This is a genomic window from Microcystis sp. LE19-10.1B, assembly GCF_027530565.1.
Taxonomy (GTDB): Bacteria; Cyanobacteriota; Cyanobacteriia; order Cyanobacteriales; family Microcystaceae; genus Microcystis; species Microcystis aeruginosa.
Map to the genome: position 1 here is coordinate 1 of NZ_JAPZQM010000233.1, position 24,840 is coordinate 24,840.

Sequence of the window (24,840 nt, forward strand, 5' to 3'; positions counted from 1 at the left end):
GATATGGGAGTGATCAGGGGGAAATTCAGCTACTTTTTCCCTGAAAATTAGGTAATTGACCCCCTCAAAATCGGTAAAACCCCACACCCCACACCCTACACCCTACACCCTGCTTCTAGGAAAAACTTTTTCAGCAGACCCTATTTAATCCTAGTTCAGATTCTTGACTTTCGTAGCGAGATGATTCCCGCTCCCCTAGAAGTTATTTTTCCTAGATGATAAAAATCGGGGTTGAAAAATGTTCAACCCCGAAAAAAAGCAATTTTTGAGCGGATTAACCCACTGGTTGTAACTGTAATTGCGAGAGAATATTGTTCTGCTCGGAGCGCCGATGACTAGAGACTGTCACCACGGTTTCAGCAGTTACATCTAATAGCGCATGGTCTCCAGAATTGACTTTTCCCGATAACATCGCCTCGGCTAAACTATCCTCTAAGCGTCGAGTTAAAGCACGACGTAAAGGCCGCGCACCGTAGCTAGGATCATAACCCTCATTGATGACCAAATCCTTAAAAGCGGCGGTAACTTCCACAGAAATACCTTTTTCTGTCAATTGTTTGGCTAGATCTGCGATCAGAATATCGGCAATCTGGGTAACTTCTTCGCGAGTTAACTGTCGGAAAACAATGATTTCATCGAGACGGTTGAGAAATTCGGGACGGAAATATTGTTTTAACTCCTCTGTCACCCGATTAGAAATCTGTTGGTAACGCGATTGAGCAAAATCGTCAGCCATCTCGAATCCTAAGCTATTACCGCCTTTTTCGATGACTTTTGAGCCAATATTCGAGGTCATGATAATTAGGGTATTCTTAAAGTCCACCCGACGACCTTGGGAATCGGTCAAATGACCATCTTCTAACAGTTGCAGGAGAAGATTAAAAACATCGGGATGTGCTTTCTCGATTTCGTCAAACAAAACTACTTTATAGGGTTGACGACGCACTGCTTCCGTTAACTGACCGCCTTCATTGTAACCGATGTATCCGGGAGGCGCACCAATTAACTTAGAAACCGTGTGGGATTCCATAAATTCCGACATATCTAGGCGAATCATACTGGATTCCGAGCCAAAGAGCAACTTAGCTAAGGCTTTCGTTAATTCAGTTTTACCGACTCCCGTGGGACCGGCAAAAATAAACGAGGCAATCGGACGATTAGGATTCTTTAAATTTACTCGCGCTCGACGAATAGCACGAGAAACGGCATTCACTGCCTCCTGTTGGCCAATAATCCGCTCGTGCAGTTGACATTCCAGATTTAAGAGCGATTCTGACTCAGTTTCAGTTAATTGGGTAACGGGAATACCTGTCCAAGCGGCGACAATTTGGGCGATTTCCTCCGCATCCACCACCGGAATTAAAGATTCGGGGTTGATTAGGGGTGATTCTTCCCTAACCTCCGCAGGACTTGTACTTTGCAGGGAATAGCGTAGATGGGTGCGGGATCCCGCTTCATCGAGAAGATCGATCGCTTTGTCCGGTAAAAAGCGATCATTGATATAGCGAGAGGATAGATTAACGGCAGCTTCGATCGCTTTTTGATCGTATTTTACCTGATGGAAATCCTCGTAGGTGGCTTTTAAACCCCGTAAAATCTCGATCGCCTGCTCTTTAGTTGGTTCTCCCACCATAACTGGCTGAAAACGTCTTTCTAGAGCCGCATCTCGCTCAATATGCCGTTTATACTCATCGAGAGTTGTTGCCCCTAAACACTGTAACTCCCCGCGAGCTAAAGCAGGTTTAAGCAAGTTAGAAGCATCCATGGCTCCTCCCATGCTACCAGCACCGACAAGAGTGTGAATTTCATCGATAAACAGGATAATATTGCCCGATTTGCGAACTTCCTCCACAACACCCTTTAAACGTTCCTCAAAATCGCCGCGAAAACGGGTTCCCGCCAGTAAAGACCCCATATCGAGGGCAATTACCTGTTTATCCTGCAAAAGTTCGGGAATATCGCCATTATGGATGCGTTGTGCTAACCCTTCAGCGATCGCTGTTTTGCCCACCCCCGGCTCACCCAGTAAAATCGGGTTATTCTTGCTGCGACGGCCTAAAATTTGGACAACTCGCTCGATTTCTGGCTCTCTACCGATTAAAGGGTCAATTTTGCCATTTTTGACCTCTTGGTTTAAATTGCGACCATATTGGGCTAAAATCCCGCCTTGGGGAGCATTTTTCTGGTCTTCATAGTCACTCTTTGCCGTGAAGCGACCACTAGCGACTTTTTCCCCGGCATTTTTAATTAAAAGGCCGCGAAGTTTGATCAAATCAACACCCTGCATAATTAAAATTTTAGCGGCTAGGGATTCGGGATCGCTGGTGATAGCGAGTAATAGATGTTCAGGTGCGATCGCCTGTTCCCCTAATTGTCGAGCTTCCTGAAATGCTTGCTCGAACATCTTTTTCGCTTTCGGGGTAAAAGGGATATTAACGGGACTGTAACCGGTGCCGCGGCCGGTCATTCCTTCAATCAGGCGGCGACTTTCGTGCAGGGTAACTTTTAAATCCTTGAGAATTAAGGCTGCGGTGGCGGTGGCTTCTCCTATCAATCCTAAGAGCAAATGCTCCGTACCCACGACACTGTGACCGGTACGACGGGCTTCTTCTTGGGCGAACATCACCGCTTTGATAGCTTTCTGGTTAAAGTATTCAAACATGATCGACGGCTTCCTGGCTACTGGGCTTTACCTGTTACTGTAACGTTTTCTTTACATTAGCCGGAAGGGTGATATCCGTATCAGTAGGGTGGGTTAGTCAGTGGTGAGCTTGGGCGATGCTTAAAATCCTTAACAAAAATTAAGGCTACTGGGAGTTATAACTTGACCCCCTGTGCAACTGTCGCTCTACAAAACTAATGCAAAAATGATAATTATTGATGTACCATATAAGGTACGATAACTGAGAAGGTAAGGATTGAAAAGGCTGCCAGCCAAGTTTTTTCGAGCCGAAGGTGGGTCGGAGCCAGTCAAAGATTGGTGGAAAACTCTCAGCCGTGAAGATTGCCGGATTATTGGCAGCGATATCAAGGACGTAGAGTTTAGCTTTCCCATCGGCTGCCCCTGTGCCGTTCACTTTCCGGTTATCAAGACTTATGGGAGGTGCGGAGTAGGGGCAATTCATGAATTGCCCCTACGGGCAGACGCATCACGCGGGTCATCTTTTACATCAGCCGAGGGGAGATGATTCTGCCGCACGGCAACATCGGCGAAGTCCCAAAAACCCCAAAACGGGAAATCTAGTAGGGGCGAACGGCCGTTCGCCCCTACTAGCGCAAGAAGGAACAGGAAAAATATGACCGCTAACCGCCATACTGGCTCCGATTTCGATGATTTTCTCAAAGAAGAAGGTCTTGAGGAGGACTGTAGTGCGGTGGCACTCAAACGGTTACTGGCGCGGCAGTTGGCTGAGGAGATGAAACGGCTCTCTCTGACCAAAACGGAGATGGCGGCGCGGATGCAGACCAGTCGAGCGCAACTTGACCGCCTCCTCGACCCGGAAAAGACGGGCGTTTCTCTCGATACTATCCAACGGGCGGCTTCTGTGGTGGGCCGCCAATTGCGAATCGAGTTGCTCTGAGGGAAGTCAGAAAGTTCGGAGTGCCGCAGATGAAATTACCCAACGGGGAACTGGCAGAAATCTCGATGGAAAAACTGATTGGCTATTGCTTAAATCCAGAACATTCCAGAGGAAAAAATAAAGCCAGAGTCTTTCGCTCTCGTCTGGGAATAACTGCCGAGAACGCTGAGGTTTTGCGATCGCTCATCTCACAGGCTGCCCTGGAGGGGGAAGTTGTGCAACAAGCGGTCACGGAATTCGGCCAGCAGTTTAAAGTGGATTGGACGATACCAAAACGGGAAGGAACACAACTGCGAACTATCTGGGAAATCAGCTTAATTAATCCCAACCCTCGTCTAATTTCTGCCTTTATCAAGTGAAGTACCATGAAAGACATCAAACTTTTAGATACGGTTGCCATCCTCAACTCCGTCCCTCGGGAGCGATTGACTTTAGTTGAGCCAGATTATGAGGCTGTCCCCAGCTTGCCAAGCGGACAGGTGGGAACAGTGGTTGAGGTGTATGAAAAAGGTTCGCGCTATCAATATTTAGTGGAATTTTCTGACAGTCAGGGGCGGGAATATGCGGTGGCTATTCTGCCAGGCGATGAGCTTCTGGTCTTGCATTATGAACTGGAGGTGGCGTGAATTCTGCTTAACGGAAAACGCTATGGCTCAAGTAAAAGTTTTCTATGAACCGGAAACGGAATTACTCACTGTCTTCTGGCAATCCCCCAGAAAGGAGCAGATTTGTACTGAACTGGGGGATGGGGTGATTTTAATTAAGGATTCCACCAGTGGCGAGCCGATTGGCTTGGAAATTCTCTCCTATCGCCCTGGGGACAATCGCTTTGATGCGGTGAGCGTCGAATTGGGGCATTTGAGTCCCGTCAGTTGATATTGGTCGTTATTCGGGTTGTGCTGTAACTCCAAACTCATCTGAGCGTTGAGGAGGCGTTTCCTGACGGAAGGAGGGGATGTCCCTATTGTCCCAGGTGAATCGCTGCCAGGGAGCAAAATCTAAAGATTTAGTAAAATGTAGCGTAGGATACTGTTATGGGGGGGGGAGTGTGTATCGTTGCTTTTAATACTATTTTAGGGTTGGGTAAGACTATTGCTTAACCCGACCTACGCAAGCAGCAAACTCCTTAAAGGATAAAGGTAAAAATGAACAGACTTAATCGAGCATTGATATTGAGCTTAGGTCTTACGGTAGTTTCTGGTGCCTTAGCTTCTAAACCTGTACAAGCAGCTTTAATTTCATTTAACGATACCACTCTAGGGAACGGATCATTCTCCTGGTTACAGCCAGGATTTACACTCTCAGCATCAGCATCGTCTGGAGGAGTGCTTTCAAGCATACCTTCTGGTGAATTTGCAGGCCTTTGGATTTCCCAGTCACAAACGGCATCAGGCGTTTATACGCTAACATTTTCTCAGTCAGTTACTTTAGCAGAATTTCAATTTGATGCTCTTAGTGGAAATGGTCCTCTTCCTGTTGAGACAATTGGTAGCTTTAGTATCTCCTCTGGTTTGCCTGCATTAAGCTATGTAAACCTACAGAACACTGTGTTTGATGGGAGTACAATCACTCAAGTAACTGGAGTGGACAATGGCAAAGGTATCTTGACTGTAACAAGTGCCTCACCCTTCACTTCTTTATCTTTTGTTCATAGTCAAAACCCAGGTCAAAATGGTTTTGTTATTGAGAGAGTTACAGTTGACACGACAGTCACGACGATACCTGAATCTTCCTCTACCTTCGGACTGATCGCCCTCGGTACTCTAGGCGCAGCCTCAACCCTCAAGCGTAAACTGAAGTCCTCTAAATCCACCGGAAAAGAAACCACAAAAGTTGGCTAAATTGCTTCTAAAAATACGACCATTGCCACCCCTTTATTCAGTCAGACCAAGTTTAGAGTAAAACTCGTAGGTTAGGTTGACGCAAGGAAACCCAACAACTTCCCGGAATATTTTCACAATCTTGGTTGGGTTTCGCCTTTTGAGCCGATTGGTAATACCTGCTCAATAATAATAGCTCAACCCAACCTACGGCCTTATCTTTACATTAGCCAGAAGGGGGATATCCGTATCAGCAGGGTGGGTTAGGAGACAGGAGTGGGGAGATGGGGAGTTTTTTGCTGTGAACAGTAAACAGTAATCAATTACCTGAAAACTAAAATCTGATCACTGTAATTAGTAAAACTCGTAGGTTGGGTTGACGCAAGGAAACCCAACAACTTCCAGGAATATTTTCACAATCTTGGTTGGGTTTCGCCTTTTGAGCCGATTGGTAATACCTGCTCAATAATGATAGCTCAATCCAACCCAGGGCTAGAGCGTCTGAGGGAATGCTAGATTTGACCATGACAGTAACTCAGCAGACAAACTACCATCAGGATTTTGGCATGAAAATTCATGGCTTGAGCGGACTAAAACTTTAATCTTTTCTCAATCTTTCTAACAGTTCAGAGCGGGATAAATTCACTAAAGAAAGAAGTAACCCGGTGCGTTCTGAGATGGGAAGTTGGGCAATCTGTGCAACTAGACCAGACAATTCCGAATCTAGGGTTCCAAACCGCCCTTCCAGAAGACTAGCTATCAGCGAGAGTTGTCCCTCTAAAGTGCCTTCCTGTTTTCCTTCTATTTTCCAATCTTCTCGCTGTTTTAGATAGGCTGGTGATAGGTTCATGATGTCCTCCTGTTCCTCGCTACTTAAATTATCTCTCAATTCCAAATTCTTACGCCAGTTGGCTAGAATTTCTAACAAATTTTCTTTAAAAGAGTTATCTTCTGGCAATTGAACTAACTCTTCTACGGCTCTTTTTTGTGTTTCTCCTTTTCCTAAAACCCTCAACCATAAAGTGTCTTCACTCACTGGTAACTGGTGGATGGCAACGATTGCCACTTTGAGGAAGTCAGCTAAAAAGTAAACCCCTTTTAACCAATTCCTCTCATCGCTGTCAGCCCTGAATCCTTGAATCATTCTAGCTGAAAAGGTGGGGGTGAGAATCCATAAAACTGGCAATTCTGCGACCGTCAGAGTTTTGTTTGCCCGTTTCGCCTTTCTTAACAGGTCATTATGAACAGTATATAACTTTGATATACAACTGCGAATCTCTATTTCTGAGGGCGGGTTACGGAAAGGTTCAAACAAACAGGAAGTCGCCGCCATTTTTCCGAGTAAACCTAAAGGGAGTTCGGTCCTTGATGGTGAACTGGCCGGTTCAAACCAGACATCTATTTCTTGAACCTCACTTTTCACTTTCTTACTCTTTTTTATGGTTCCTAGAGGCGCTAACAGTTCCTCTAAATATTCCTTGGCAAATTGGTCGTGAATTTGGCGGGTCATTCTCGGAGATGACTGAGAATATAAAAGGGGATAAACTATCCTATTATATCATTAATTAAAAAGGAATCCAAGCGACAACATTGATCCATGACTAGGAATCAAATTGACTAAGAGAGGAACGTCTTTTAAAAGGAATTAGTTTTTTGATTAATTCAGGTGTAATTAAGCCTTGGGGATAAAAAATCGTTCCCAAAACGATTAAAATTCCAAAAATAATCAAACGACCATCGCGCAAGAAATTCCCTAACCAAATTGGTAAACCATTCACGCCACCGAGGGCGCGTAAAACTTCGGGCAAAGCAGTTAAAACAATGCCTCCCACCACCGGCCCGACAAAAGTTCTTGAACCACCAATTAAAACGAAAGCCAGGAAAATAATACTGGCATCAAAAGTTCCCTGACGGGAATTCCAAGTATTGAGAAAATGGGCGCTTACCGCTCCCACAACTGCCGCTAAAACTGCCCCGAAAGTGAAGGATAAAACCTTGTGATAGGTGGGATTAATTCCCATGGACGCAGCTGCCAATTCATCGGCACGAATGGCATTAAATGCCCGACCAATTTTGATGTTTTCTAACCGATAGAGAAACAGCATAGTTAGGAATAAGAGGGGCAAGGCCAGCCAAAGGTAGGCTAATTGAGTAGTGAAGGGTTGGGGAATGGCGAAAATACCGACCGCACCGCCAGTTATCTCGAGATTAAGGGCAATAATTCTCAAAATTTCTACCCAGGCGATCGTGGCAATGGCTAAATAAATCCCTCGCAAACGGAGAACAGGAATACCTAAAACTATGGCTAATATTCCTGAAATAATGCCAGCAATTAACATTTCTAAAAAGACCAAATTAAGGGGATAATTGCTGCCGGTATTAGTAAAAACTTTCGTGGAAAGAATGGCGGACACATAACCGCCTAAAGCGTAAAAACCGGGGGTTGCTAAGGATAATTGACCAGCCATTAAGGGCAGATAAACTGAAATGCCTAAGATAGACCCAAATATCATTGAAACAATTAAAAAACCATAGGTGTTAAAAAAATCAGCCATATTTTCAGTGAGCGGTTATTGGGTATTGGGGGCTTAAGTTACTGGAGTCAATTAGCTAATTTTATCACCGTTTTCTCCCCTCTGATTCTCTGGTAATTCTCGAAATTATCATAATTTTTTATGTGACACTTTTCCTATATGGTAGCGTTCGCCACCTTAAAAGCAGACGGGATGATCGATGATGGGAAAAGGTATCTTCCTCAACTTTGTCCTGGAAAAAATTCGGGGGAATTTATGAAACAGCAGGATTGGTTACTCGGACTCCTACGGCTGAATTTCCACATAAAATCGCAGTAGCGGCTGAAAAAGTCCTAGAAGCTGAGGATATTATCGGTTTTACCCCAGAAGCGATCCATCAGGTGCAGGCGATCGGTTAGAAACCAGTAATGTGGTTTTAAACGTTTTCAATTCGATCCTCTCACTAATTAAGTAGCTGGTTATAATTAAATTAAAAATGGATTTTAGGTTCGATCCCCCCTGCCCCCCTTGATAAGGGGGGTGCCGATCCCCCCTTAGTCCCCCCTTTAATCCCCCCTTGATAAGGGGGGCATCTGACAACTTTTAACGCCTACCTACTTAGGTTAGAGAAATGATAGATAAATGAGAGGATCATGAGAGAAATATGAAAGTTCTCTGGGTAAAAATTAGTTAAGATAAGGGGAAATTAAAGGATAAACAACTATAGATGTTTACTTCACTCGAACTTTTAACCACTTCCTTTATTGCTGTGGGATTAGCCGCCGATGCCGTGGCCGTTTCTCTGACCAGTGGCCTGATGATTCGTCATATTCATGTTAATAAGGCTTTGAAAATTGCTTTGTTTTTTGGCGGATTTCAAGCGATTATGCCGATTATCGGTTGGGGTATTGGTCTAACTTGTCGCGATTTTCTTGCTTCTTTTGACCACTGGATCGCTTTTATTATTTTAGGGGCGATCGGCAGTAAAATGATCTACGAAGCTGTTCAAAATGATGACGAGGAAAAAAAATTTAATCCTCTAGATTCCTATACTTTAATCGGATTAGCGATCGCTACTAGCATCGATGCTTTAGTAGTTGGTTTGGGTCTATCGATGATTAAAACTCCCTTACTTTTAGCTTGCACTGTCATCGGTTCTATTACCTTTGCTTTATGTTTTATAGCTGTTTTTATCGGGCATAAATTCGGTAATTTATTTAGTCAAAAGGTGGAAATTCTCGGCGGTTTAGTTTTAATATTAATCGGCAGTAAAATCCTCATTGAACATTTAATCGCCTAGATTATCTCCATTTTTCACTATCCTCCCTATTTTCCCCGGCTGTTTTTCAACAGGGGAGTGGCTAATTCGGGATAACCAGCCTCAATTAAAGCCTGATCTCTGATGCGACAGGAATCGCATAAACCGCAGGGTTCAACTTCTCCTTGATAACAAGACCAAGTATCAGCAATGGGAACCCCCAAACTAACAGCACGACGGACGATATCTACCTTACTATCCATCACCAAAGGGGCAATTAATTGGGGTGCTTTCCCTTCTAAACCCGCTTTCGATGATAAATTAGCTAAAGTTTGAAAGGCCTCTAAATACTCGGGACGACAATCGGGATAACCAGAATAATCCACCGCATTAATTCCTAAATATATCGCCTCCGCTTCCCTTGCTTCCGCTAAAGAAAGAGCGATCGAAATAAAAACTGTATTTCTCCCCGGCACATAGGTAATCGGGATAATATCTGGGTTAATTCCCTCTTGGGGAATAGCAATAGATTGATCGGTTAAAGCGGAACCTCCCCACAAAGATAGATTGACTTCGATCAGATGATGTTCTTTAATTTCGAGGAAATTAGCAATTTTTTTCGCCGCTGCTAATTCACGTTCGTGTCTTTGTCCATAACGAAAGGAAAGGGCAATTAATTGATAACCAGCAGCTAGAGCGATCGCTGCTGTTGTCGCTGAATCTAATCCCCCGGAAAGTAAAATGATCGCCTTTTTTGTCATTATCCTAATGTCACCTGTGTTTGTTGATAATTAGCTACTAAGATAAATTGTTTTAGCCACCGCGAACCTAACAAAATCTCCTGAATTGCCTCCCCTGCAAAAACGGGAATTTCGTATTCCTGACCATCAATTCTTACTCTGCCTAAATATATATCAAAAAATGCTTCTCCTTGAGCGGTTATCAATTTATTTTGTCGCAAAAAACGCCAATCAAGACTGTCAGCATCTTGACTATTTATGGCTAAAAACTCGGTAAAACCCGTATCCAGCATGACTTCTGTGGGGAGAATCAATCCATCATCGCCAACTAAATCGATATCAAAATAAATTTGTCCTTTGGTTCCAAATCTCCCTTCAATCATATTCTGCCACTAACTCCAGTTTCATTAATGCCAAAGATATGATGAATTTTGTCGGGATATTTTGCCCTTGCTTTTTTACTGGCCACTTCTTGATCGGGATCGATAAAATAATCGCCGCTATCGGGTTCGATCGCAATGTACCAACCATAATAATGTTTCATTAACCGGGGCTGTAAACTCTGAAAAATCGGCCAACAACGATGATAAAATTCTAATTGTCGGGCGCGATGTTTGGCCTTTTCTTCCTCGGTAGATTGCATCTCTGGAAAAACTCGACCACGACGCACTACTCGTTCAGAATTGTTGTTAGACATAGTATTTAACCTCTTGTTAGTAAATTAGGGATTGGGGAGATGGGGAGTGGGGAGAATAAATAAAAAGTAATCTCCTGACTTGAAAGAGGGTGTAGGGTGTAGGGTGTAGGGTGTGGGGTGTGGGGTGTGGGGTGTAGGGAAGGAAACCTCTTTCATCTCTGGGGGTGAAAATTTTTTCATCGAGACTGACTCCTGATAACTGACTCCTGATAACTGACTCCTGATAACTGACTCCTGACTCCTGACTCCTGACTCCTGACTCCTGACTCCTGACTCCTGACTCCTGACTCCTGATAACTGACTCCTGACTCCTGATAACTGATAACTGATAACTGATAACTGATAACTGATAACTGACTAGCGGACTCCTAAAAACTTATGGGTTTGGAGACTGAGACGCCATTGGGGATGCCGAAGAACATAATTAAAGACTAACTCTTTGCTTTCCACTGTATTCCATTCGGGTTGTAGATATTTAATCACCCCTTCCGATAACTTACTTTCCTGCATAGATGCCCAGTCTAAATCCTCTGGATGAGCCACGACAATTTTTAACTCATTTACCCGTGCATAAATACTAGGATCGGGCATTTTATAAGTTTTAGGAGAAAAAGTCACCCAATCGAAAACCCCAGTAAAAGGATGAGCGCCAGAAGTTTCTAAATGCACCCGTAAACCCTGATTTTTTAATTCCTTGGTCAAAGGATCAAGATTGTGCATTAAAGGTTCACCCCCGGTAATGACCACCATAGCGGGGTTAGCCCCTTTTGCCATCTCAACCAATTCCCGCAGCGATTGTTGTGGATAACGGTGGGCATTCCAAGACTCTTTTTGGTCGCACCAAGGGCAATAGACATCGCAACCTCCCAAACGGAGGAAAAAAGCATTGCTTCCCGTCCAAAAGCCCTCGCCCTGCACAGAATGGAAAGTTTCGACAACAGGATAGGTACAATGGTTTATGCTAACCGTTTTCATAGAATCATTATTATAGAAAATATGGACATTCCCCTGAACTTTGCCAAATACATCCAATGGTCTGGTATTGCCACGCTGGTTTTTTTGGTACTCACGATTATCGCTTTTCTCGTCGGTTGGGGAATCCGCTTTCGTCTCGTCGGTGTCACTAGCTTTATGGCTGTGTTGACGGTGGGGATTTTCGGTCTTGGGTTGGGACTGTTTACCCGTACCGAAATTCCGGGAGCGGTGAGATTCTCCCTTGTCTATGATAACGGAGCTAATCAAGCTGTTATCTCCCTGCCCAATACTGTTACTGCCGAGCAGGTGGAAGCAACCCTAAAACAAGCCGCTAGTGACCTGTTTTCCTCTGGTCGCGCCGGTGCTGGCGGTAATAATCAATTTATCATTAGCGCTCGCACTCTGGTTCACCCTCAGCCCGGTTTATCTGCTCCTTTGTACTTAGGACAGATTAAAAAATCCTTCTCCGCCCTGGGGGATAATACTCCTGAACTACAGCTTTTTCCCGAAAGTTTCGCTAAACTTAGCCAATAATCCTGAGAGGTTGTCAAAAAATGTCCAATGCTGTCGCTGTTTTGCCCCTGTTAATCGCCCCCGCACAAGTGATTCGGGGTGACAATGCCCTAGAAGAATCCACCGGCAAATTAGCGGATTTGGGTAAACGTCCCCTCGTGGTGGGCGGCGATCGCAATTTAGCTTTTTTGTCATCTCCCCTGAAAAATCTCACTCCTAGCTATCACAGTTACGCCCCCGATTGTTCGGAAAATTCCTTAGCATATTTAAAGGCATCTGTCAAGAGTCATGAGGCAGATTTTATCATCGGTGTGGGTGGCGGCAAGGCCCTCGATACGGCCAAATTACTCGCCCATCAGTGCCATTTGCCGATCGCCACGATTCCCACCTCCGCGGCCACTTGTGCCGCTTGGACGGCCCTATCTAACGTTTATTCCGATGCGGGGGCGTTTCTTTACGATCTGTCCCTAGCCCGTTGTCCGGATTTATTAATTCTCGATTACGGTATTATCCAAACTGCCCCGAAAAGAACCTTAATCGCCGGTATTGGCGATGCGATCGCTAAATGGTACGAAGCTTCCGTCAGTAGCGGTCATTGCACAGAAACCCTGATTATTGCTGCCGTCCAACAGGCCCGGGTTTTGCGGGACATTCTTTTCCAAAAATCCCCGCAGGCTCTGGAAAATATCGGCGGGGAGGACTGGAAACAGGTGGTAGATGCCACCGTTTTATTAGCCGGAGTAATTGGTGGTTTAGGGGGTGCTAATTGTCGTACCGTGGCCGCCCATGCAATTCATAATGGTTTAACCCATATTCCCGCTTGCCATCATGCCCTGCACGGGGAAAAAGTCGCCTACGGCATTCTCGCCCAATTGCGTCTAGAGGAAATAGTTTTGGGTAATCAATTGGCAGTATCGGCCCGGGGGCAACTAATCCAGTTTTATGAACAAATTGGTTTACCGAAATCCCTAGAGGATTTAGGATTAAGAGATGTTTCCCTGGCCCAGTTGCGCCACGCGGCCGCAATTGCCTGTCAGCCTAATTCGGACATTCATCGTCTGCCTTTTACGGTTTCCCCGGAACAAGTTATGGCGGCCATGGTTTCCACTACCACTGCCGATACAATCGGGCAGAAAGTTAAAGCTAATTAACGGGAATATTTTCGGGACTGATTATTAACGGAGGCAGGGGGCAGGAGGCCGTTTTTGTAACGGGGATTTATGCCCCGCTCCCAAAACTTTTCGCCTTAAAAGGCGAGGTTTTAGACCCGATTTTTTTCGATAAAATTCTCACCTATAGCCCTAGGTTTTGAGCAGCAAATCAATCACAGCGCTCAACTAAACCATCCTGAAAGTCCCCCAAACCTGAAAATCCTGATGCTGACAATTAAAAGAATAATCACCCTGCAATTGTGGGTTGGGTTGAATGATAGTGAAACCCAATAGGGAGTAAGCGTTGGGGGTGGTGCGTTCCCAAATACAAATTAATGTTAAAGCCACAATGGTTTGAGGGAACGCACCCTACAGGCTCATGCTGAATAGGACAAAAACAAATGGAAGGAGTAAAAAAATGCCGACGATAGATATATAAAAAACACGGCAAGCCTGGACAAACTTAAAGCAAATACTCTTTATCCCTCGCAACGAATCAGAATATGAACAATTAGTAATTATGTTAGATGATTTGATAGATGAAATAGGGGAAAATGAAAATCATCCTCTTGCTTCTTTAATGGAAATGTTGGGAATATTAATAGAAAATTATGAACAGGAGAATGTTCCCCAATTATAAATGGTAGGGGTGGTGCGTTCCCAAATATTGGTTAACCTTGAAATTGTCATGTTTTCAGGGAACACACCCTAGGAAGGGATGCGCACCGCAAAGCGGAACTCTTCGAGATCGCCCTAAATCCTTATCCGGCAAAAGACTTAATTGATTAGTTCGTTCTAGTCGGGTGTTGGGTAAAATCGGTAGCGATAGGCTTTCTCCATGGCTCAGGTTCTAGCATATATCGTGTAAATGCGCTAATATTCAAACTAAAGCCGTCCTCAAAAGACGGGGTTTGGAACTCAATTTTTCGATGACGACAATAATCGACGAGTTAAGGCAACAATGGCAAGATCGCCTCTCTCAAACAGAGGATTCCTTAACCGATCGCCAACGGGATACCATTATCAATTGGTTACTCGGTGAAGATAGCCAACGTTGGGAAAATTTAGATGAGAGAGATTTAGAAATCGCTAAACGGGGATTAGTCTATCTTTGGCAAATTTTACGGCAACGCTATCTCAAAGTTAGTCCCACCCGCGGCTATCGTAACCTGATCGATCGTCTCGGCGCTTGTGTCACTCTCCGGCAAAAAATTCGCACTTGGGTTTCCTTAAGTCGCGATCGTCGGCAAGCGGTGGCCGATGTCTTGCAAGAAATTATTCAAGAGATGTTAAATAGCGATCGCTATCTGCAATCCCAGTTAGCATGGATCGCTCGTTGTACCACCGATCAAGCTACTCGCGATCAGCTGCTGTTAGCCACCCTAGAGGAATACGCTCTGCGTCCGATCCGCAATCAACCCCTGTTAGCCTATCGTTTTGTTAATTATCTCCGTCGTCAATCGAGAAGCGGTATCACTAATGTGCCGCGGCAAGAAATGATCCGGATTCTCTCCGATGAAATTAGTGGCGATGAGGGGGAAAATAGCTTAAGTTTACTGGATCAAAATGCGATCGCTACCTACGAAGATGAACGCACTTGCCAAGAAGCGCAAATTCTCCGGGTAAAAGTTCAAGAGAGTTTTGCTAAGTATCTAGAGGAAAATGTTAGTCCGGAGGCGGTGACTTGGTTTAACCTCTATCTAGGGGGCGAAAGCCAAGATGCGATCGCCTTGGCGATGAATATTCCCGTCCAACGGATTTATCGTCTCCGGGAAAAAGTTGGCTATCATGCGATTAAGGTTTTTGCCCTCAAGGAAGGGACAGAATTAATCAGTGAATGGTTACAAATCAGCCCGAAAGAGCATAATTTTGGCTTAACTCTCAGTCAATGGCAAAGTTTCTATGCTGCCCTTTCTCCCACGGGTAAAAGCGTTATCGATGGCTTAAAAGCGGGTAAAACCCTTGAGGAAATCGCTGGCGAATTAAACTGTAAACGCACACAAGTGGTCAAAGAATGGACGCAACTTTATCTAAGCGCCCAAAGTCTCAGGACAAAAACCTAATCAGTTATCAGTTATCAGTTATCAGTTATCAGTTATCAGTTATCAGTTATCAGTTATCAGTTATCAGTTCACTGAGAAAACTCCCCACACCCCACACCCCACACCCCACACCCCACTTCCCATCCCCTTTTTGATTTTTGACTTCAAGAAATATGTGGATTATTAGCAAAAAAGTCGGGGTATTTACCCATTATTTAACCTCTACGGGTACATTTACCCCCAGCATCGACAAAGCCAGTAAATTTTCTGCTCGGGAAATGGCGGATATTATGGCTAAAAAATACGGGGGAATAGTCGAGGCAATGAAATAATTATGACCATTGGTATTTGGATTTTAGGGGATCAATTATGGACAGGACAAGCGGCCTTAGCTAATCGTCAAGCCTATTCACAGGAAACGCCGGTTATTTTAATTGAATCCCACAATCATATTCGACAAAGACCCTATCATCAGCAAAAATTAGTTTTAATCTGGTCGGCGATGCGTCATTTTGCCGAAGAATTAAAAACTTTAGGATGGTCTGTTACCTACGAAATTGCAGAAGATTTTGAACCAATTTTATCTGCTTGGATTAAACGATTAGGCATTGAAGAATTACAGATCATGATGCCTAATGATTTGCCCTTTCTTAGATTAATTAAAAATCTCAATTTAGACTGTGCTATAACCCTAATTGATAATAATCACTTTCTCTGGACAAGGACAGATTTTAATAATTGGGCTAAATCTCGTAAAAGACTATTACTAGAGGATTTCTATCGAGAAAGTCGCAAAAAATGGCAGATTTTAATGGAGAATAATCAACCCATAGGAGGACAATGGAACTTTGATAAACAAAACCGCAAACCGCCCAAGGATGGATTAAAAACTGCTGCTCCTCTTTGGTTTGAACCCGATGAAATTACCCTTCAGGTTATCGCTGATGTGGAAGCTTTAGATATTCCTAAATATGGAAAAATCAAACCTTTTCGCTGGGCAGTAACCCGCAGACAAGCTTTACAGGTTTTGGAGCATTTTATTACTAATTGTCTGCCCAACTTTGGACCCTACCAAGATGCGATGATAACGGGAGAAGAAACCCTCTGGCATTCCCTATTATCTCCCTATCTTAATCTAGGATTACTAACGCCGTTGGAAGTGATTCAGGGGGCAGAAATTGCCTATAAAAAAGATAATTTAGCCCTAAATAGCATCGAAGGATTTATCCGTCAGGTGTTGGGATGGCGGGAATATATGCAGGGAATTTATCATTATCTGGGAGAAGATTACGCTAATCTCAATTGGTTTGAGCATCAACAACCCTTACCGGCTTTCTTTTGGGATAGTAACCAAACCGAGATGAATTGCCTCAAACAAGTATTATCACAGGTGGAAAATACTGGTTATGCCCATCATATTCAAAGATTAATGATTTTGAGCAATTTTGCCTTAATTTTTGGTTGCTCTCCCCAAGAGATTGAAAACTGGTTTCATAGTGTTTTTATCGATGCCTACGATTGGGTAATGCAGACTAATGTGTTGGGAATGGGACAATTTGCCGATGGGGGAATTCTCGCCTCCAAACCCTACGCCGCCTCGGCCAACTATATTGATAAAATGAGTGATTATTGTCGGGGTTGTCTGTATAAAAAAAATGAACGAGTCGGGGAGTTTGCCTGTCCTTTTAACTTTCTTTACTGGGATTTTTTGGCACGACATCGAGAAAAATTAAAATCCCAAGGTCGAGTTAATATGATTTTAGGTCATCTCGATCGAATGTCGGCAGCTGAACTTAATCAAATGCGCTGCCAGTCCAACCAATTAAGAGCTATCAGTCGTCAGCTTTGAATCAGTTATCAGTTATCAGATGCCAGTTTTCAGTTCACTGATTACTGTTTACTGTTTACTGTTTACTGCTCACTGAAAAACCCCCAACCCCCAAACCCACTATGATAATTGCTATATGAGTAAATCAAAAGAAAAAAACCGGATTGCCTATCAGGAATTTGGAGATAAAAGCAATTCTCAAGCTTTTGAGCGTTCCATTCCTGAATTACCCCCAAATCAGCAGAATTTGCGAGTTCAAACCTCCCGCTCCGGTCGTGCGGGAAAAACCGTTACCATGGTTACAGGTTTTCAATGCCAAACCGAAACTCTGACGAAATTATTAAAACAGTTAAAAACTGCTTGCGGAACGGGTGGTACAGTGAAAGAAAATACCATTGAGATCCAAGGAGATCATCGCCAAAAAATTCTCCAAATTCTCATTGAATCGGGTTACAAAGCCAAAATTAGCGGAGGATAGCTTAAAATCATGATTCCCTCTTGGTTGCTTATCGGTGTCGTCGGATTTTTGGTAGCGTTAGCTGGGGGATTACTCAATTCTCGCGATGTACGTTGGTTTGCGCGATTGCGTCGTCCCGATTGGTTAACCTTTGAAAGATTAATCCCTCTTATCTGGACAATTATCTATATTTGTGGGGCAATTTCTGCTTATTTAGTCTGGGAAGCTCAACCGGCTAATCGCTGGTTTTTGATGGCTTTTTATCTGTTGGTGGAATTGACTATTACTGCCTATACTCCCGTCACCTGTAAACTACGCAGTCTCAAAGCGGGAACGATTATCGGAGGTACGGGTTTTTTCTTGGGTTGTCTTCTGGCGCTCTTGGTTTTCCCTGTTTCTTCTTGGGCGGGCATCCTACTCCTACCCTACCTGATTTGGAGTCCGATCGGTACCTATGTGACTTGGGAAATGATCCATCTCAATCCTCGGGATGTATAGATAGAGTCTGCTGAAAAAGTTTGTTGGTGGGGGCAGGGTGTGGGGTGTGGGGTGTAGGGTGTAGGGTGTAGGGTGTAGGGTTTTACCGATTTTGAGGCGGTCAATTACCTAATTTTCAGGGAAAAAGTCCCGGAATTTTCCCCCCGATCACTCCCATCGCAGGTACTTTTTGATTTCAAAAAAGTCTAAAGATATTATCCAACAAGGTTTTTAGATTTATTCAGCGAACCCTAGACAGGTAAAGTGGGATGGGTTAAAAATTAACCCATCCCACAGATCTTATTGCCATCTACCAACTTTAAAATCTAGACTGTTTTTTCCGCTCTAACTCGCTCTACCCTGCGAGGAATGGAGCAATCAAGGAAGTTAGGAACCTCCTGACGACAGTGAGGACAATACCAGTAGGCACGACCAACCACAAGGTGACGAAGGGTAATTCCCGAACACATAGGGCAGTTGTGCATGGATTGTTAGACTAATTTTAAAAGCTTTTAAAATTGTCCTACCTCCTGAAATAATCCTAAACAAAATCGCCGCTCTTTAACTCTAACTTTAGGTAGAAACCTAGTGTTTCTTTCGATAGACTTCCCAGAAAATACCTAAGGATGAGGACGGAAAAGATGGGAGTGTTGCGGGTGATAAAGTTGCGATCGAGTTCCTGTAATCTGGTTTAAAGCGGGACTAATTAGATAAAGGGTAGTTCTAGTTAAATTTTCCCGATGGGTTAATTGGGCCATCTCTGACAGGGGGACAACCCAGATTTTTTCGTCGGGCCAACCGAGACGGAAACAAACGGCCACTTGTTGCTCTGGCTGGTAGTATTGTAGGAGTTTTTCCTGGGCTTTGTCAACGTGACGAGCGGCTAAATATAGGCATAAACTGGCTTTATGAGCGGCTAAAGAGGCTAATTCTTCACTTTCTGGTATATGAGAGGCTTTTCCTTCCACCCGGGTTAGAATAATTGTCTGGACTAATTCCGGAATCGTTAATTCTAGGGCCAATTTGGCCGCTAATCCTTGAAAGGCACTAATTCCGGGGATTAGCTGAAAGGGGATATCTGCTGCTGTCAAAAGATGAATTTGTTCTTGGATGGCACTATAGAGACTTAAATCCCCCGATTGCAGTCGCACCACCGCTAAACCCCGACGCACGCGATCGATCATTAAAGGGATAATTTCCTCTAGGGTGATGCTACTGGTGGGAATTAACTCGGCATCTTGACGAGTATCCTCAAGAATCTGTTTAGGGACGAGGGAATCAGCAAAGAGGATAACATCGGCTTTTTGGAGAATTTTATAGGCTTTTACCGTCAATAATTCCGGATCTCCGGGGCCCGCACCAATAAAATAGACGGCCGGGGAGAGCGCCGAGGAGTCAATTAAAGTCATACTAAATCCTGTTTACAAGGGAAGTGGGGTGTGGGGTGTGGGGTGTGGGGTGTGGGGAAGTGGGGAAGTGGGGAAGTGGGGAAATTTCAACTAAAACTCCAAAACCCTAAAACCCCAAAACCCAACCCCGATCATTAACCTGAACATTTGTATTTAATTACGGTGAAACTGACTATACAATATTAATGATAAAGCACGGTCAGCATTGACAATGATTAGCGATCAGTCCCTCCCCCCCCAAAATATTGAAGCGGAAGAATCTATCTTAGGTGGCATTTTGCTAGATCCAAAAGCGTTAGGTAGAATCAGTGATTTTTTAATTCCAGAAGCTTTCTATGTGAAAACCCATCAAGATATTTATCGTGCGGCGCTTGCTTTACAAGGGAAGGGAAAACCGACGGATTTAATGACGGTTAGCAGCTGGTTACAGGATAATTTTCTGCTGGAGGAAATCGGGGGAATGCCGCGATTGTTACAATTAATTGAGCGCACTGTCTCGGCTGCTAACATCGATCGCTATGCTGAATTAGTGATGGATAAATATATGCGTCGTCAGTTAATTTCCACCGGGGGAGAAATTATTGAGTTAGCCAGGGATACGACGCTAGAATTAGAAAATGTTTTCGATGAATCGGAACAAAAGATTTTTCGTCTCACCCAAAAACGACCCCAGGAGGGTTTAATTTTTCTGGGGGATACTTTAATCGAAACTTTTAACGAAATTGAGAAAATGCAGGAGACCACCACTCTACCCGGTATCGAAACTCAATTTTATGATCTCGATGCGATGACCAGTGGTTTACAACCCTCGGATTTAGTTATTATCGCGGGTAGGCCTTCCATGGGAAAAACTTCTTTTGCTCTTAATATTGCCTATAATATCGCTCAACAGAATTTACCCGTGGCTGTCTTTAGTTTGGAGATGTCCAAGGAACAATTAGCCCAACGTTTGTTATCGAATGAGGCTAAAATCGAAAGTAATCGGATTCGCTCGGGCCGTTTGGGACAAAATGATTTAGAGAAGGTTCTTGGGGGACTAGAAAAGTTATTAAATTTGCCCATATATATCGATGATAGTGCCAATTTAAGTGTAATTCAAATGCGTTCCCAAGTGCGGCGTTTACAGGCAGAAAAAAAGGGGCAAATGGGATTAGTTTTAATCGATTATCTGCAATTAATGGAAGGGGGAGGTGATAATCGTGTTCAGGAACTTTCTAAAATTACCCGCAGTCTTAAGGGTTTAGCGAGAGAAATTCATGCTCCGGTAATTGCTCTTTCTCAGTTAAGTCGTGCTGTGGAATCTCGCAATAATAAAAGACCGATGATGTCCGATTTACGCGAGTCGGGATGTTTAGCGGGTGATAGTTTAGTTGAGTTAGCCGCTCCTCGTGCTAAAGTGCCAATTTGTCAGTTAGTTAATTGCTCTAATTTTACGGTTTTTGCTCTTAATGAGGAAACAATGAAATTAGAAAAAGCACTGGTAACTAAGGTCTTTTCCACAGGATTTAAGCCAGTTTTTCGATTAACAACTCGTTTAGGTCGCACGATTAGAGCTACAGCCAATCATAAATTTTTGACTGTCCACGGTTGGCAAAGATTAGATGAATTAAATATCGGTAATTATATCGCTTTACCTCGCTCTCTGAGTAATTCAGACCTAAGGTTTAATTGGGATGAAGTTATGGCAATTCAAGCGGATGGAGAGACAGAAGTGTATGATTTAACAGTAGATAAATTGCATAATTTTATTGCCAATAATATCATCGTCCATAATAGTATCGAACAGGATGCGGATTTAATTATGATGTTATACCGAGATGAATATTATAACCCCGATAGTCCCGATCGAGGTGTGGCCGAAGTAATTATTACTAAACACCGTAACGGTCCCACCGGCACAATTAAGCTACTTTTTCAACCAGAATTTACCAAGTTTCTTAATCTTAAACAAAGTCGCTCTAATTATTAAAATGCAAGCAACTATTAATTATAAAACTCCCAATTGGCTCTTAATACTTTTGGCAATTATCCTAACTCTCGGTGTGGTTTTTCGTTTTGCAAATATCGATCAAAAAATCTATTGGCATGATGAATCCTACACCACCATTAGAACCACTGGTTATCAAGCAAAGGAAATCGCTGATACTATCTTTCAAAACCGTCTTTTATCTACCACAGAATTAGGAAAATTTCAACAACTGAAACCAGAAAGTAATGTTTTTGACACAATAAAATCTCTCGCTAAAGAAGACCCTCAGCACCCACCTTTATACTTTATTATCTCTCGCTATTGGGAAAAAATATTCGGTTTTTCTCCCGTTTCTTCCCGCAGTTTAGCGATTGTTTTTAGTCTTCTCTCCCTGCCATTTATTTACTATCTATCCTTAGAATTATTTGCAGCAAAGTTAACGGCAATTTTAGCAGTAATTTTATTAGCACTCTCTCCAATTGATATAATATTTGCTCAAATGTCCCGTCAGTATAGTCTTTTGGTTTTGTTAACGATAATCAGTCAATTACTGCTGTTAAAATGCCTCAAAAAAAGAACTCTTGTTAATTGGTCTTTATACACCGTCGCTAATACTCTCGGACTCTACACTCATCTCTTTTTTATTCTCAACTTATTTGCTCAAGCAGCCTTTATACTTTGGTATCTTGTTATGAAACCAGAGCGAAAAAATAACTTGATATTTTTCCTGTTATCTGGGTTAACAATGATAATTTTATATATACCCTGGTTACAGGTTTTTTTAACTAACTCTCAAAGGGCCTTTAATTCCACCAGTTGGGCTGCCGTTAACTATCTCGATTGGGGATTGTTCGGTAAATTATGGCTCTTAACTTTTACTTGTCCATTTAGCGATAGCGATTTTGGTTTTAATAACATCTTCACCTATATATATAGACTGATTTTTTTAATCTTAATTATCTATGCTTTTTATCGAGTTTATCGCTACAATCACCCCATAGCTTTTACTTTTCTGATTACCTCAACCCTAGTACCTTTCCTAGCTTTAGTCATTCCCGATCTAATTTTGACCACCACTAGATCGACTGTCACCCGTTATCTAATTGCGACTTTTCCCACTATCTATATAACTGTAGCTTTTTTCTTGTCACAATTGCTTAATCAAGGCAAAATTTTAGGTAAAATTATCTTGACTTTTTTGTTAACTGCTAGTATAATATCGAACTTCAATAATGCTCTTTCCGAAACCAGTTGGGCAAAAGTTCCTAGTTATTGGAATGGCGAAGTTGCCAGAAAAATTAATGCTGTACCTAAGGCCATTGTTATCAGCGACGAAGGTAATGACTGGACTAACTTAGGTGATTTGCTTTCCCTTAATTATCGTCTTAATGCTGATGTACAATACTTCCTGACTACCACTAACCCCGATACCGATAAGTTAAAAGAAGTCCTAGAAATTCCCCAGGCCAACTTATTTCTTTTTCGTCCTTCCAATCGGTTATTACTGACCCTAGATCAATTCGATATTCGTCTTGATGATTTCTATCCTCAAGGTCAATTGTGGCGAGGGAAGAAATAGGTAAATATATAAGTAGGTGGGTGGAATTAAATATAAAATGAACGTAGGTTGGGTTGAAGCATGAAACCCAACGCCCGCATGGGTTACGCTACCGCTAACCCATCCTACAAATAATTGTGCCTACCTACTTATTTTGGGTCAATCTAGCCTCAAAGAGTTGAGCAAAGCTGGTATTATAACCAGTTAAAACCGTTAATCTTCACCTTAAAGAAATGACTTTTCTAATTCCGACTAGCGTTTGGCGGCAAATTCTTAAAAAGTTCCCTATACTACTATTCTTAGTATCTTTTCTCATAGTCCTACTATTAGGCTATTTTTCTGCCGCTTTCTCTCAAAGTCGAGATCCTGATATCCGCGGTGTTTGGATCACCACCAACGATACTGCGATGCTGATGGACAGGGATAAACGACAACAGGCGATCGAGCAATTAGTTAATCTTAATTTTAATGCTATCTATCCCGTGGTCTGGAATTCCGGTTATGCTCTCTATCCCAGTGCGATCGCCCAACGGGAAGGAATACAGCCTTTTGTGCCTACGGGAGCGCAGGGACAAGATATCTTGGCAGAATTGGTGGAACAAACCCGTGGCAGTGGATTATTGGTCATTCCTTGGTTTGAATTCGGATTTATGGCCCCTCCCACCTCGGAATTAGCCTTAAAACATCAGGACTGGTTAACCCAAAAACGCGACGGGGGGACCACTTGGGTAGGAGCAGCCGGTGAGGTGGTGTGGTTGAATCCTTTCCGTCCCGAGGTGCAGAATTTTCTGCGGGAGTTAGTCTTGGAAGTGGTGGGACAATACGATATTAACGGCATCCAATTCGACGATCATCTGAGTTTACCGAATGAATTCGGCTATGATCCCTATACTATCGCTCTTTATCAACAGGAAACGGAAAAAACACCTCCGGCTAACCCCCGGGATCCCGAATGGACAAAATGGCGGGCCGATAAAATCACCGCTTTTCTGGCTAATCTCAAAGAATCAATTCAGGCAGTTAAACCGAATATACTGCTTTCGATCGCCCCTAATCCCTACGAATTCGCCTATAATGGTCATTTACAGGATTGGCTCGGTTGGGTGCGGCAAGGATTAGTCGACGAGTTAATTGTACAGGTTTATCGTCCCGATCTGCCCAGTTTTCTCAAGCAAATAGAGCGTCCCGAAATTCAGGAAACCCAGCAAACTATCCCCACCGGTGTGGGAGTTTTAACCGGTTTACGCAATCGACCGATTGCCCTACCCTTGATTGAAGAAAAGGTATTGGCTGCTCGTCAACGGGGTTTAGGGGTGATTTTCTTCTTTTATGAAAGTCTCTGGCAGCAAGCTTTGGAACCGCCAGAAACCAGAAAAGCGGCAATTCAAGCGATGTTTTCGCAACCCATCACTCCCCGTCTTCCCGTGCTGGAAAATATCCCCTTAGTTAGTACACCTGAACCTGTTGACCAGCCAGAACTAACCCCCACACCTCCCCCCTTAGCTCCGGACGGGATCGAAATTCCTGTAATTCCCCCTCCGGGTAGTTAATAGCAATTTTTGCCCATCAAAATTATACTAAATCCTGTTTAAAAGGTATAGGAGAGTGGCGGGATTTTTTTCAGTGTTGCCAAAGGCACGGCGTAGCCGTCCAGTAAACAGTAAACAGTGAAATGAAAACTCACATCTGATTAAATGCTGACGTCTAAAAAGCTTGTCAAGATTGCCGAGAAGCAGCATTTAAGTAGGGAGGCACAATTATTTGTAGGATGGGTTAGCGGTAGCGTAACCCATGCAGGCGTTGGGTTTCATGCTTCAACCCAACCTACGTTCTGATTAAATGCTGATGTCTA

The 24,840-nt window shown here is 43.4% G+C and carries 31 protein-coding genes; 19 read left to right on the top strand and 12 right to left on the bottom strand.

Annotated features, from left to right (window positions below; genetic code table 11):
- Positions 1-274: 274 nt before the first annotated feature.
- Both O9332_RS08420 and O9332_RS08425 read right to left on the bottom strand, forming a co-directional pair.
- Complete coding sequence (locus tag O9332_RS08420; RefSeq protein WP_002756981.1) at positions 275-2,662, bottom strand: ATP-dependent Clp protease ATP-binding subunit; 2,388 nt, start codon at positions 2,660-2,662, stop codon at positions 275-277.
- A gap of 145 nt (positions 2,663-2,807) precedes the next feature.
- Positions 2,808-3,125: a hypothetical protein gene (locus tag O9332_RS08425; protein ID WP_043998815.1), complete on the bottom strand. Its 318-nt coding sequence runs from the start codon at positions 3,123-3,125 to the stop codon at positions 2,808-2,810.
- A 171-nt stretch (positions 3,126-3,296) separates the two neighbouring features.
- Here O9332_RS08425 and O9332_RS08430 point away from each other — a divergent pair, with 171 nt between their 5' ends.
- The 5 genes from O9332_RS08430 (at position 3,297) to O9332_RS08450 (ending at position 5,422) form a co-directional block, all read left to right on the top strand.
- A complete protein-coding gene (locus O9332_RS08430) occupies positions 3,297-3,581 on the top strand; it encodes a helix-turn-helix domain-containing protein (protein ID WP_002756982.1) in 285 nt (94 codons plus the stop codon).
- Between the two features lie 29 nt (positions 3,582-3,610).
- Complete coding sequence (locus tag O9332_RS08435; protein WP_002756983.1) at positions 3,611-3,940, top strand: DUF6883 domain-containing protein; 330 nt, start codon at positions 3,611-3,613, stop codon at positions 3,938-3,940.
- Positions 3,941-3,946: 6 nt separating this feature from the next.
- Complete coding sequence (locus tag O9332_RS08440) at positions 3,947-4,207, top strand: DUF4926 domain-containing protein (protein ID WP_002756984.1); 261 nt, start codon at positions 3,947-3,949, stop codon at positions 4,205-4,207.
- A 22-nt stretch (positions 4,208-4,229) separates the two neighbouring features.
- On the top strand, positions 4,230-4,457 hold the full coding sequence (locus O9332_RS08445) for a hypothetical protein (RefSeq protein ID WP_002756985.1): 228 nt from the start codon (positions 4,230-4,232) through the stop codon (positions 4,455-4,457).
- A 296-nt stretch (positions 4,458-4,753) separates the two neighbouring features.
- Positions 4,754-5,422, top strand: coding sequence for a PEP-CTERM sorting domain-containing protein (locus O9332_RS08450; protein ID WP_502846641.1), 669 nt, complete (start codon positions 4,754-4,756; stop codon positions 5,420-5,422).
- Between the two features lie 577 nt (positions 5,423-5,999).
- Here O9332_RS08450 and O9332_RS08455 read toward each other — a convergent pair.
- Both O9332_RS08455 and O9332_RS08460 read right to left on the bottom strand, forming a co-directional pair.
- Positions 6,000-6,911, bottom strand: coding sequence for a hypothetical protein (locus O9332_RS08455; protein WP_002756987.1), 912 nt, complete (start codon positions 6,909-6,911; stop codon positions 6,000-6,002).
- Positions 6,912-7,002: 91 nt separating this feature from the next.
- Positions 7,003-7,956: a branched-chain amino acid ABC transporter permease gene (locus O9332_RS08460; RefSeq protein ID WP_002756988.1), complete on the bottom strand. Its 954-nt coding sequence runs from the start codon at positions 7,954-7,956 to the stop codon at positions 7,003-7,005.
- 206 nt (positions 7,957-8,162) lie between these two features.
- Here O9332_RS08460 and O9332_RS08465 point away from each other — a divergent pair, with 206 nt between their 5' ends.
- Positions 8,163-8,333 carry a hypothetical protein gene (locus O9332_RS08465; protein ID WP_002756989.1) on the top strand — a complete coding sequence of 57 codons (171 nt, stop codon included), beginning with the start codon at positions 8,163-8,165 and terminating at the stop codon, positions 8,331-8,333.
- Positions 8,334-8,641: 308 nt separating this feature from the next.
- Positions 8,642-9,214 (top strand): manganese efflux pump MntP, encoded by a 573-nt coding sequence (locus O9332_RS08470; RefSeq protein WP_002756990.1) that lies wholly within the window; start codon positions 8,642-8,644, stop codon positions 9,212-9,214.
- A gap of 26 nt (positions 9,215-9,240) precedes the next feature.
- Here O9332_RS08470 and queC read toward each other — a convergent pair whose 3' ends face one another.
- The 5 genes from queC to O9332_RS08495 form a co-directional block, all read right to left on the bottom strand.
- Positions 9,241-9,933 carry a 7-cyano-7-deazaguanine synthase QueC gene (queC, locus tag O9332_RS08475; protein ID WP_002756991.1) on the bottom strand — a complete coding sequence of 231 codons (693 nt, stop codon included), beginning with the start codon at positions 9,931-9,933 and terminating at the stop codon, positions 9,241-9,243.
- Positions 9,933-10,295, bottom strand: a complete 363-nt coding sequence (locus O9332_RS08480) for a hypothetical protein (RefSeq protein WP_002756992.1) — start codon at positions 10,293-10,295, stop codon at positions 9,933-9,935. The genes queC and O9332_RS08480 overlap by 1 nt, the downstream gene beginning before the upstream one ends.
- Positions 10,292-10,609 carry a hypothetical protein gene (locus tag O9332_RS08485; protein ID WP_002799114.1) on the bottom strand — a complete coding sequence of 106 codons (318 nt, stop codon included), beginning with the start codon at positions 10,607-10,609 and terminating at the stop codon, positions 10,292-10,294. The genes O9332_RS08480 and O9332_RS08485 overlap by 4 nt, the downstream gene beginning before the upstream one ends.
- Before the next feature lie 24 nt (positions 10,610-10,633).
- Positions 10,634-10,789, bottom strand: a complete 156-nt coding sequence (locus O9332_RS08490; RefSeq protein ID WP_288024902.1) for a hypothetical protein — start codon at positions 10,787-10,789, stop codon at positions 10,634-10,636.
- 177 nt (positions 10,790-10,966) lie between these two features.
- Positions 10,967-11,584, bottom strand: a complete 618-nt coding sequence (locus tag O9332_RS08495; RefSeq protein ID WP_043998817.1) for a 7-carboxy-7-deazaguanine synthase QueE — start codon at positions 11,582-11,584, stop codon at positions 10,967-10,969.
- Between O9332_RS08495 and O9332_RS08500 the strand changes: the two genes are divergently transcribed.
- The 3 genes from O9332_RS08500 (at position 11,561) to O9332_RS28360 (ending at position 13,888) form a co-directional block, all read left to right on the top strand.
- Positions 11,561-12,118: a Ycf51 family protein gene (locus O9332_RS08500; protein WP_002756998.1), complete on the top strand. Its 558-nt coding sequence runs from the start codon at positions 11,561-11,563 to the stop codon at positions 12,116-12,118. The two genes, O9332_RS08495 and O9332_RS08500, sit on opposite strands and share 24 nt — an antisense overlap.
- A 20-nt stretch (positions 12,119-12,138) precedes the next feature.
- The gene (locus tag O9332_RS08505) at positions 12,139-13,248 is read left to right on the top strand and encodes an iron-containing alcohol dehydrogenase family protein (protein ID WP_002756999.1); all 1,110 of its coding nucleotides are present in this window, start codon (positions 12,139-12,141) and stop codon (positions 13,246-13,248) included.
- Between the two features lie 472 nt (positions 13,249-13,720).
- On the top strand, positions 13,721-13,888 hold the full coding sequence (locus tag O9332_RS28360; protein WP_502846643.1) for a hypothetical protein: 168 nt from the start codon (positions 13,721-13,723) through the stop codon (positions 13,886-13,888).
- Between the two features lie 155 nt (positions 13,889-14,043).
- Here O9332_RS28360 and O9332_RS28000 read toward each other — a convergent pair whose 3' ends face one another.
- The gene (locus tag O9332_RS28000) at positions 14,044-14,088 is read right to left on the bottom strand and encodes a helix-turn-helix domain-containing protein (RefSeq protein ID WP_110980728.1); all 45 of its coding nucleotides are present in this window, start codon (positions 14,086-14,088) and stop codon (positions 14,044-14,046) included.
- 89 nt (positions 14,089-14,177) lie between these two features.
- On the opposite strand from O9332_RS28000, the gene O9332_RS08510 reads away from it, so the two are divergent.
- The 6 genes from O9332_RS08510 to O9332_RS08535 all read left to right on the top strand — a co-directional run bounded on the left by O9332_RS08510 (position 14,178) and on the right by O9332_RS08535 (position 18,073).
- The gene (locus O9332_RS08510; RefSeq protein WP_002757004.1) at positions 14,178-15,311 is read left to right on the top strand and encodes a HetZ-related protein 2; all 1,134 of its coding nucleotides are present in this window, start codon (positions 14,178-14,180) and stop codon (positions 15,309-15,311) included.
- Entirely contained in the window at positions 15,263-15,445 is a 183-nt protein-coding gene (locus O9332_RS08515; RefSeq protein ID WP_071824956.1) for a hypothetical protein, read from the top strand. Before O9332_RS08510 ends, O9332_RS08515 begins: the two co-directional genes overlap by 49 nt.
- A gap of 18 nt (positions 15,446-15,463) precedes the next feature.
- On the top strand, positions 15,464-15,622 hold the full coding sequence (locus O9332_RS08520; RefSeq protein WP_002750171.1) for a hypothetical protein: 159 nt from the start codon (positions 15,464-15,466) through the stop codon (positions 15,620-15,622).
- A gap of 2 nt (positions 15,623-15,624) precedes the next feature.
- Positions 15,625-17,139, top strand: a complete 1,515-nt coding sequence (locus O9332_RS08525; protein ID WP_002757006.1) for a cryptochrome/photolyase family protein — start codon at positions 15,625-15,627, stop codon at positions 17,137-17,139.
- Positions 17,140-17,254: 115 nt separating this feature from the next.
- A complete protein-coding gene (locus O9332_RS08530; RefSeq protein ID WP_002757007.1) occupies positions 17,255-17,596 on the top strand; it encodes a translation initiation factor in 342 nt (113 codons plus the stop codon).
- A gap of 9 nt (positions 17,597-17,605) precedes the next feature.
- Positions 17,606-18,073 (top strand): TspO/MBR family protein, encoded by a 468-nt coding sequence (locus O9332_RS08535; RefSeq protein ID WP_002757008.1) that lies wholly within the window; start codon positions 17,606-17,608, stop codon positions 18,071-18,073.
- On the opposite strand, the gene O9332_RS08540 is transcribed toward O9332_RS08535, so the two are convergent.
- Together O9332_RS08540 and cobM are read right to left on the bottom strand one after the other, a co-directional pair.
- Positions 18,028-18,177 (bottom strand): hypothetical protein, encoded by a 150-nt coding sequence (locus O9332_RS08540; protein ID WP_196219780.1) that lies wholly within the window; start codon positions 18,175-18,177, stop codon positions 18,028-18,030. The genes O9332_RS08535 and O9332_RS08540 overlap by 46 nt on opposite strands.
- Positions 18,178-18,672: 495 nt before the next feature.
- Positions 18,673-19,461: a precorrin-4 C(11)-methyltransferase gene (cobM, locus tag O9332_RS08545; protein WP_002757009.1), complete on the bottom strand. Its 789-nt coding sequence runs from the start codon at positions 19,459-19,461 to the stop codon at positions 18,673-18,675.
- A gap of 211 nt (positions 19,462-19,672) precedes the next feature.
- Here cobM and dnaB point away from each other — a divergent pair, with 211 nt between their 5' ends.
- The 3 genes from dnaB (at position 19,673) to O9332_RS08560 (ending at position 24,538) form a co-directional block, all read left to right on the top strand.
- On the top strand, positions 19,673-21,430 hold the full coding sequence (gene dnaB, locus O9332_RS08550) for a replicative DNA helicase (RefSeq protein WP_002757010.1): 1,758 nt from the start codon (positions 19,673-19,675) through the stop codon (positions 21,428-21,430).
- 1 nt (position 21,431) lies between these two features.
- Positions 21,432-23,009, top strand: a complete 1,578-nt coding sequence (locus tag O9332_RS08555; protein WP_288024910.1) for a glycosyltransferase family 39 protein — start codon at positions 21,432-21,434, stop codon at positions 23,007-23,009.
- Between the two features lie 212 nt (positions 23,010-23,221).
- Complete coding sequence (locus O9332_RS08560) at positions 23,222-24,538, top strand: family 10 glycosylhydrolase (RefSeq protein ID WP_002757012.1); 1,317 nt, start codon at positions 23,222-23,224, stop codon at positions 24,536-24,538.
- Positions 24,539-24,840 lie beyond the last annotated feature (302 nt).

Coding starts and splice junctions, on each gene's coding strand:
- O9332_RS08420 (WP_002756981.1), bottom strand. CDS start 2,662: ATGTTTGAATACTTTAACCAGAAAGCTATCAAAGCGGTGATGTTCGCC.
- O9332_RS08425 (WP_043998815.1), bottom strand. CDS start 3,125: ATGAATTGCCCCTACTCCGCACCTCCCATAAGTCTTGATAACCGGAAA.
- O9332_RS08430 (WP_002756982.1), top strand. CDS start 3,297: ATGACCGCTAACCGCCATACTGGCTCCGATTTCGATGATTTTCTCAAA.
- O9332_RS08435 (WP_002756983.1), top strand. CDS start 3,611: ATGAAATTACCCAACGGGGAACTGGCAGAAATCTCGATGGAAAAACTG.
- O9332_RS08440 (WP_002756984.1), top strand. CDS start 3,947: ATGAAAGACATCAAACTTTTAGATACGGTTGCCATCCTCAACTCCGTC.
- O9332_RS08445 (WP_002756985.1), top strand. CDS start 4,230: ATGGCTCAAGTAAAAGTTTTCTATGAACCGGAAACGGAATTACTCACT.
- O9332_RS08455 (WP_002756987.1), bottom strand. CDS start 6,911: ATGACCCGCCAAATTCACGACCAATTTGCCAAGGAATATTTAGAGGAA.
- O9332_RS08460 (WP_002756988.1), bottom strand. CDS start 7,956: ATGGCTGATTTTTTTAACACCTATGGTTTTTTAATTGTTTCAATGATA.
- O9332_RS08470 (WP_002756990.1), top strand. CDS start 8,642: ATGTTTACTTCACTCGAACTTTTAACCACTTCCTTTATTGCTGTGGGA.
- queC (WP_002756991.1), bottom strand. CDS start 9,933: ATGACAAAAAAGGCGATCATTTTACTTTCCGGGGGATTAGATTCAGCG.
- O9332_RS08480 (WP_002756992.1), bottom strand. CDS start 10,295: ATGATTGAAGGGAGATTTGGAACCAAAGGACAAATTTATTTTGATATC.
- O9332_RS08485 (WP_002799114.1), bottom strand. CDS start 10,609: ATGTCTAACAACAATTCTGAACGAGTAGTGCGTCGTGGTCGAGTTTTT.
- O9332_RS08490 (WP_288024902.1), bottom strand. CDS start 10,789: ATGAAAAAATTTTCACCCCCAGAGATGAAAGAGGTTTCCTTCCCTACA.
- O9332_RS08500 (WP_002756998.1), top strand. CDS start 11,561: ATGGTTTATGCTAACCGTTTTCATAGAATCATTATTATAGAAAATATG.
- O9332_RS08495 (WP_043998817.1), bottom strand. CDS start 11,584: ATGAAAACGGTTAGCATAAACCATTGTACCTATCCTGTTGTCGAAACT.
- O9332_RS08505 (WP_002756999.1), top strand. CDS start 12,139: ATGTCCAATGCTGTCGCTGTTTTGCCCCTGTTAATCGCCCCCGCACAA.
- O9332_RS08510 (WP_002757004.1), top strand. CDS start 14,178: ATGACGACAATAATCGACGAGTTAAGGCAACAATGGCAAGATCGCCTC.
- O9332_RS08515 (WP_071824956.1), top strand. CDS start 15,263: ATGGACGCAACTTTATCTAAGCGCCCAAAGTCTCAGGACAAAAACCTA.
- O9332_RS08520 (WP_002750171.1), top strand. CDS start 15,464: ATGTGGATTATTAGCAAAAAAGTCGGGGTATTTACCCATTATTTAACC.
- O9332_RS08525 (WP_002757006.1), top strand. CDS start 15,625: ATGACCATTGGTATTTGGATTTTAGGGGATCAATTATGGACAGGACAA.
- O9332_RS08530 (WP_002757007.1), top strand. CDS start 17,255: ATGAGTAAATCAAAAGAAAAAAACCGGATTGCCTATCAGGAATTTGGA.
- O9332_RS08535 (WP_002757008.1), top strand. CDS start 17,606: ATGATTCCCTCTTGGTTGCTTATCGGTGTCGTCGGATTTTTGGTAGCG.
- cobM (WP_002757009.1), bottom strand. CDS start 19,461: ATGACTTTAATTGACTCCTCGGCGCTCTCCCCGGCCGTCTATTTTATT.
- dnaB (WP_002757010.1), top strand. CDS start 19,673: ATGATTAGCGATCAGTCCCTCCCCCCCCAAAATATTGAAGCGGAAGAA.
- O9332_RS08555 (WP_288024910.1), top strand. CDS start 21,432: ATGCAAGCAACTATTAATTATAAAACTCCCAATTGGCTCTTAATACTT.
- O9332_RS08560 (WP_002757012.1), top strand. CDS start 23,222: ATGACTTTTCTAATTCCGACTAGCGTTTGGCGGCAAATTCTTAAAAAG.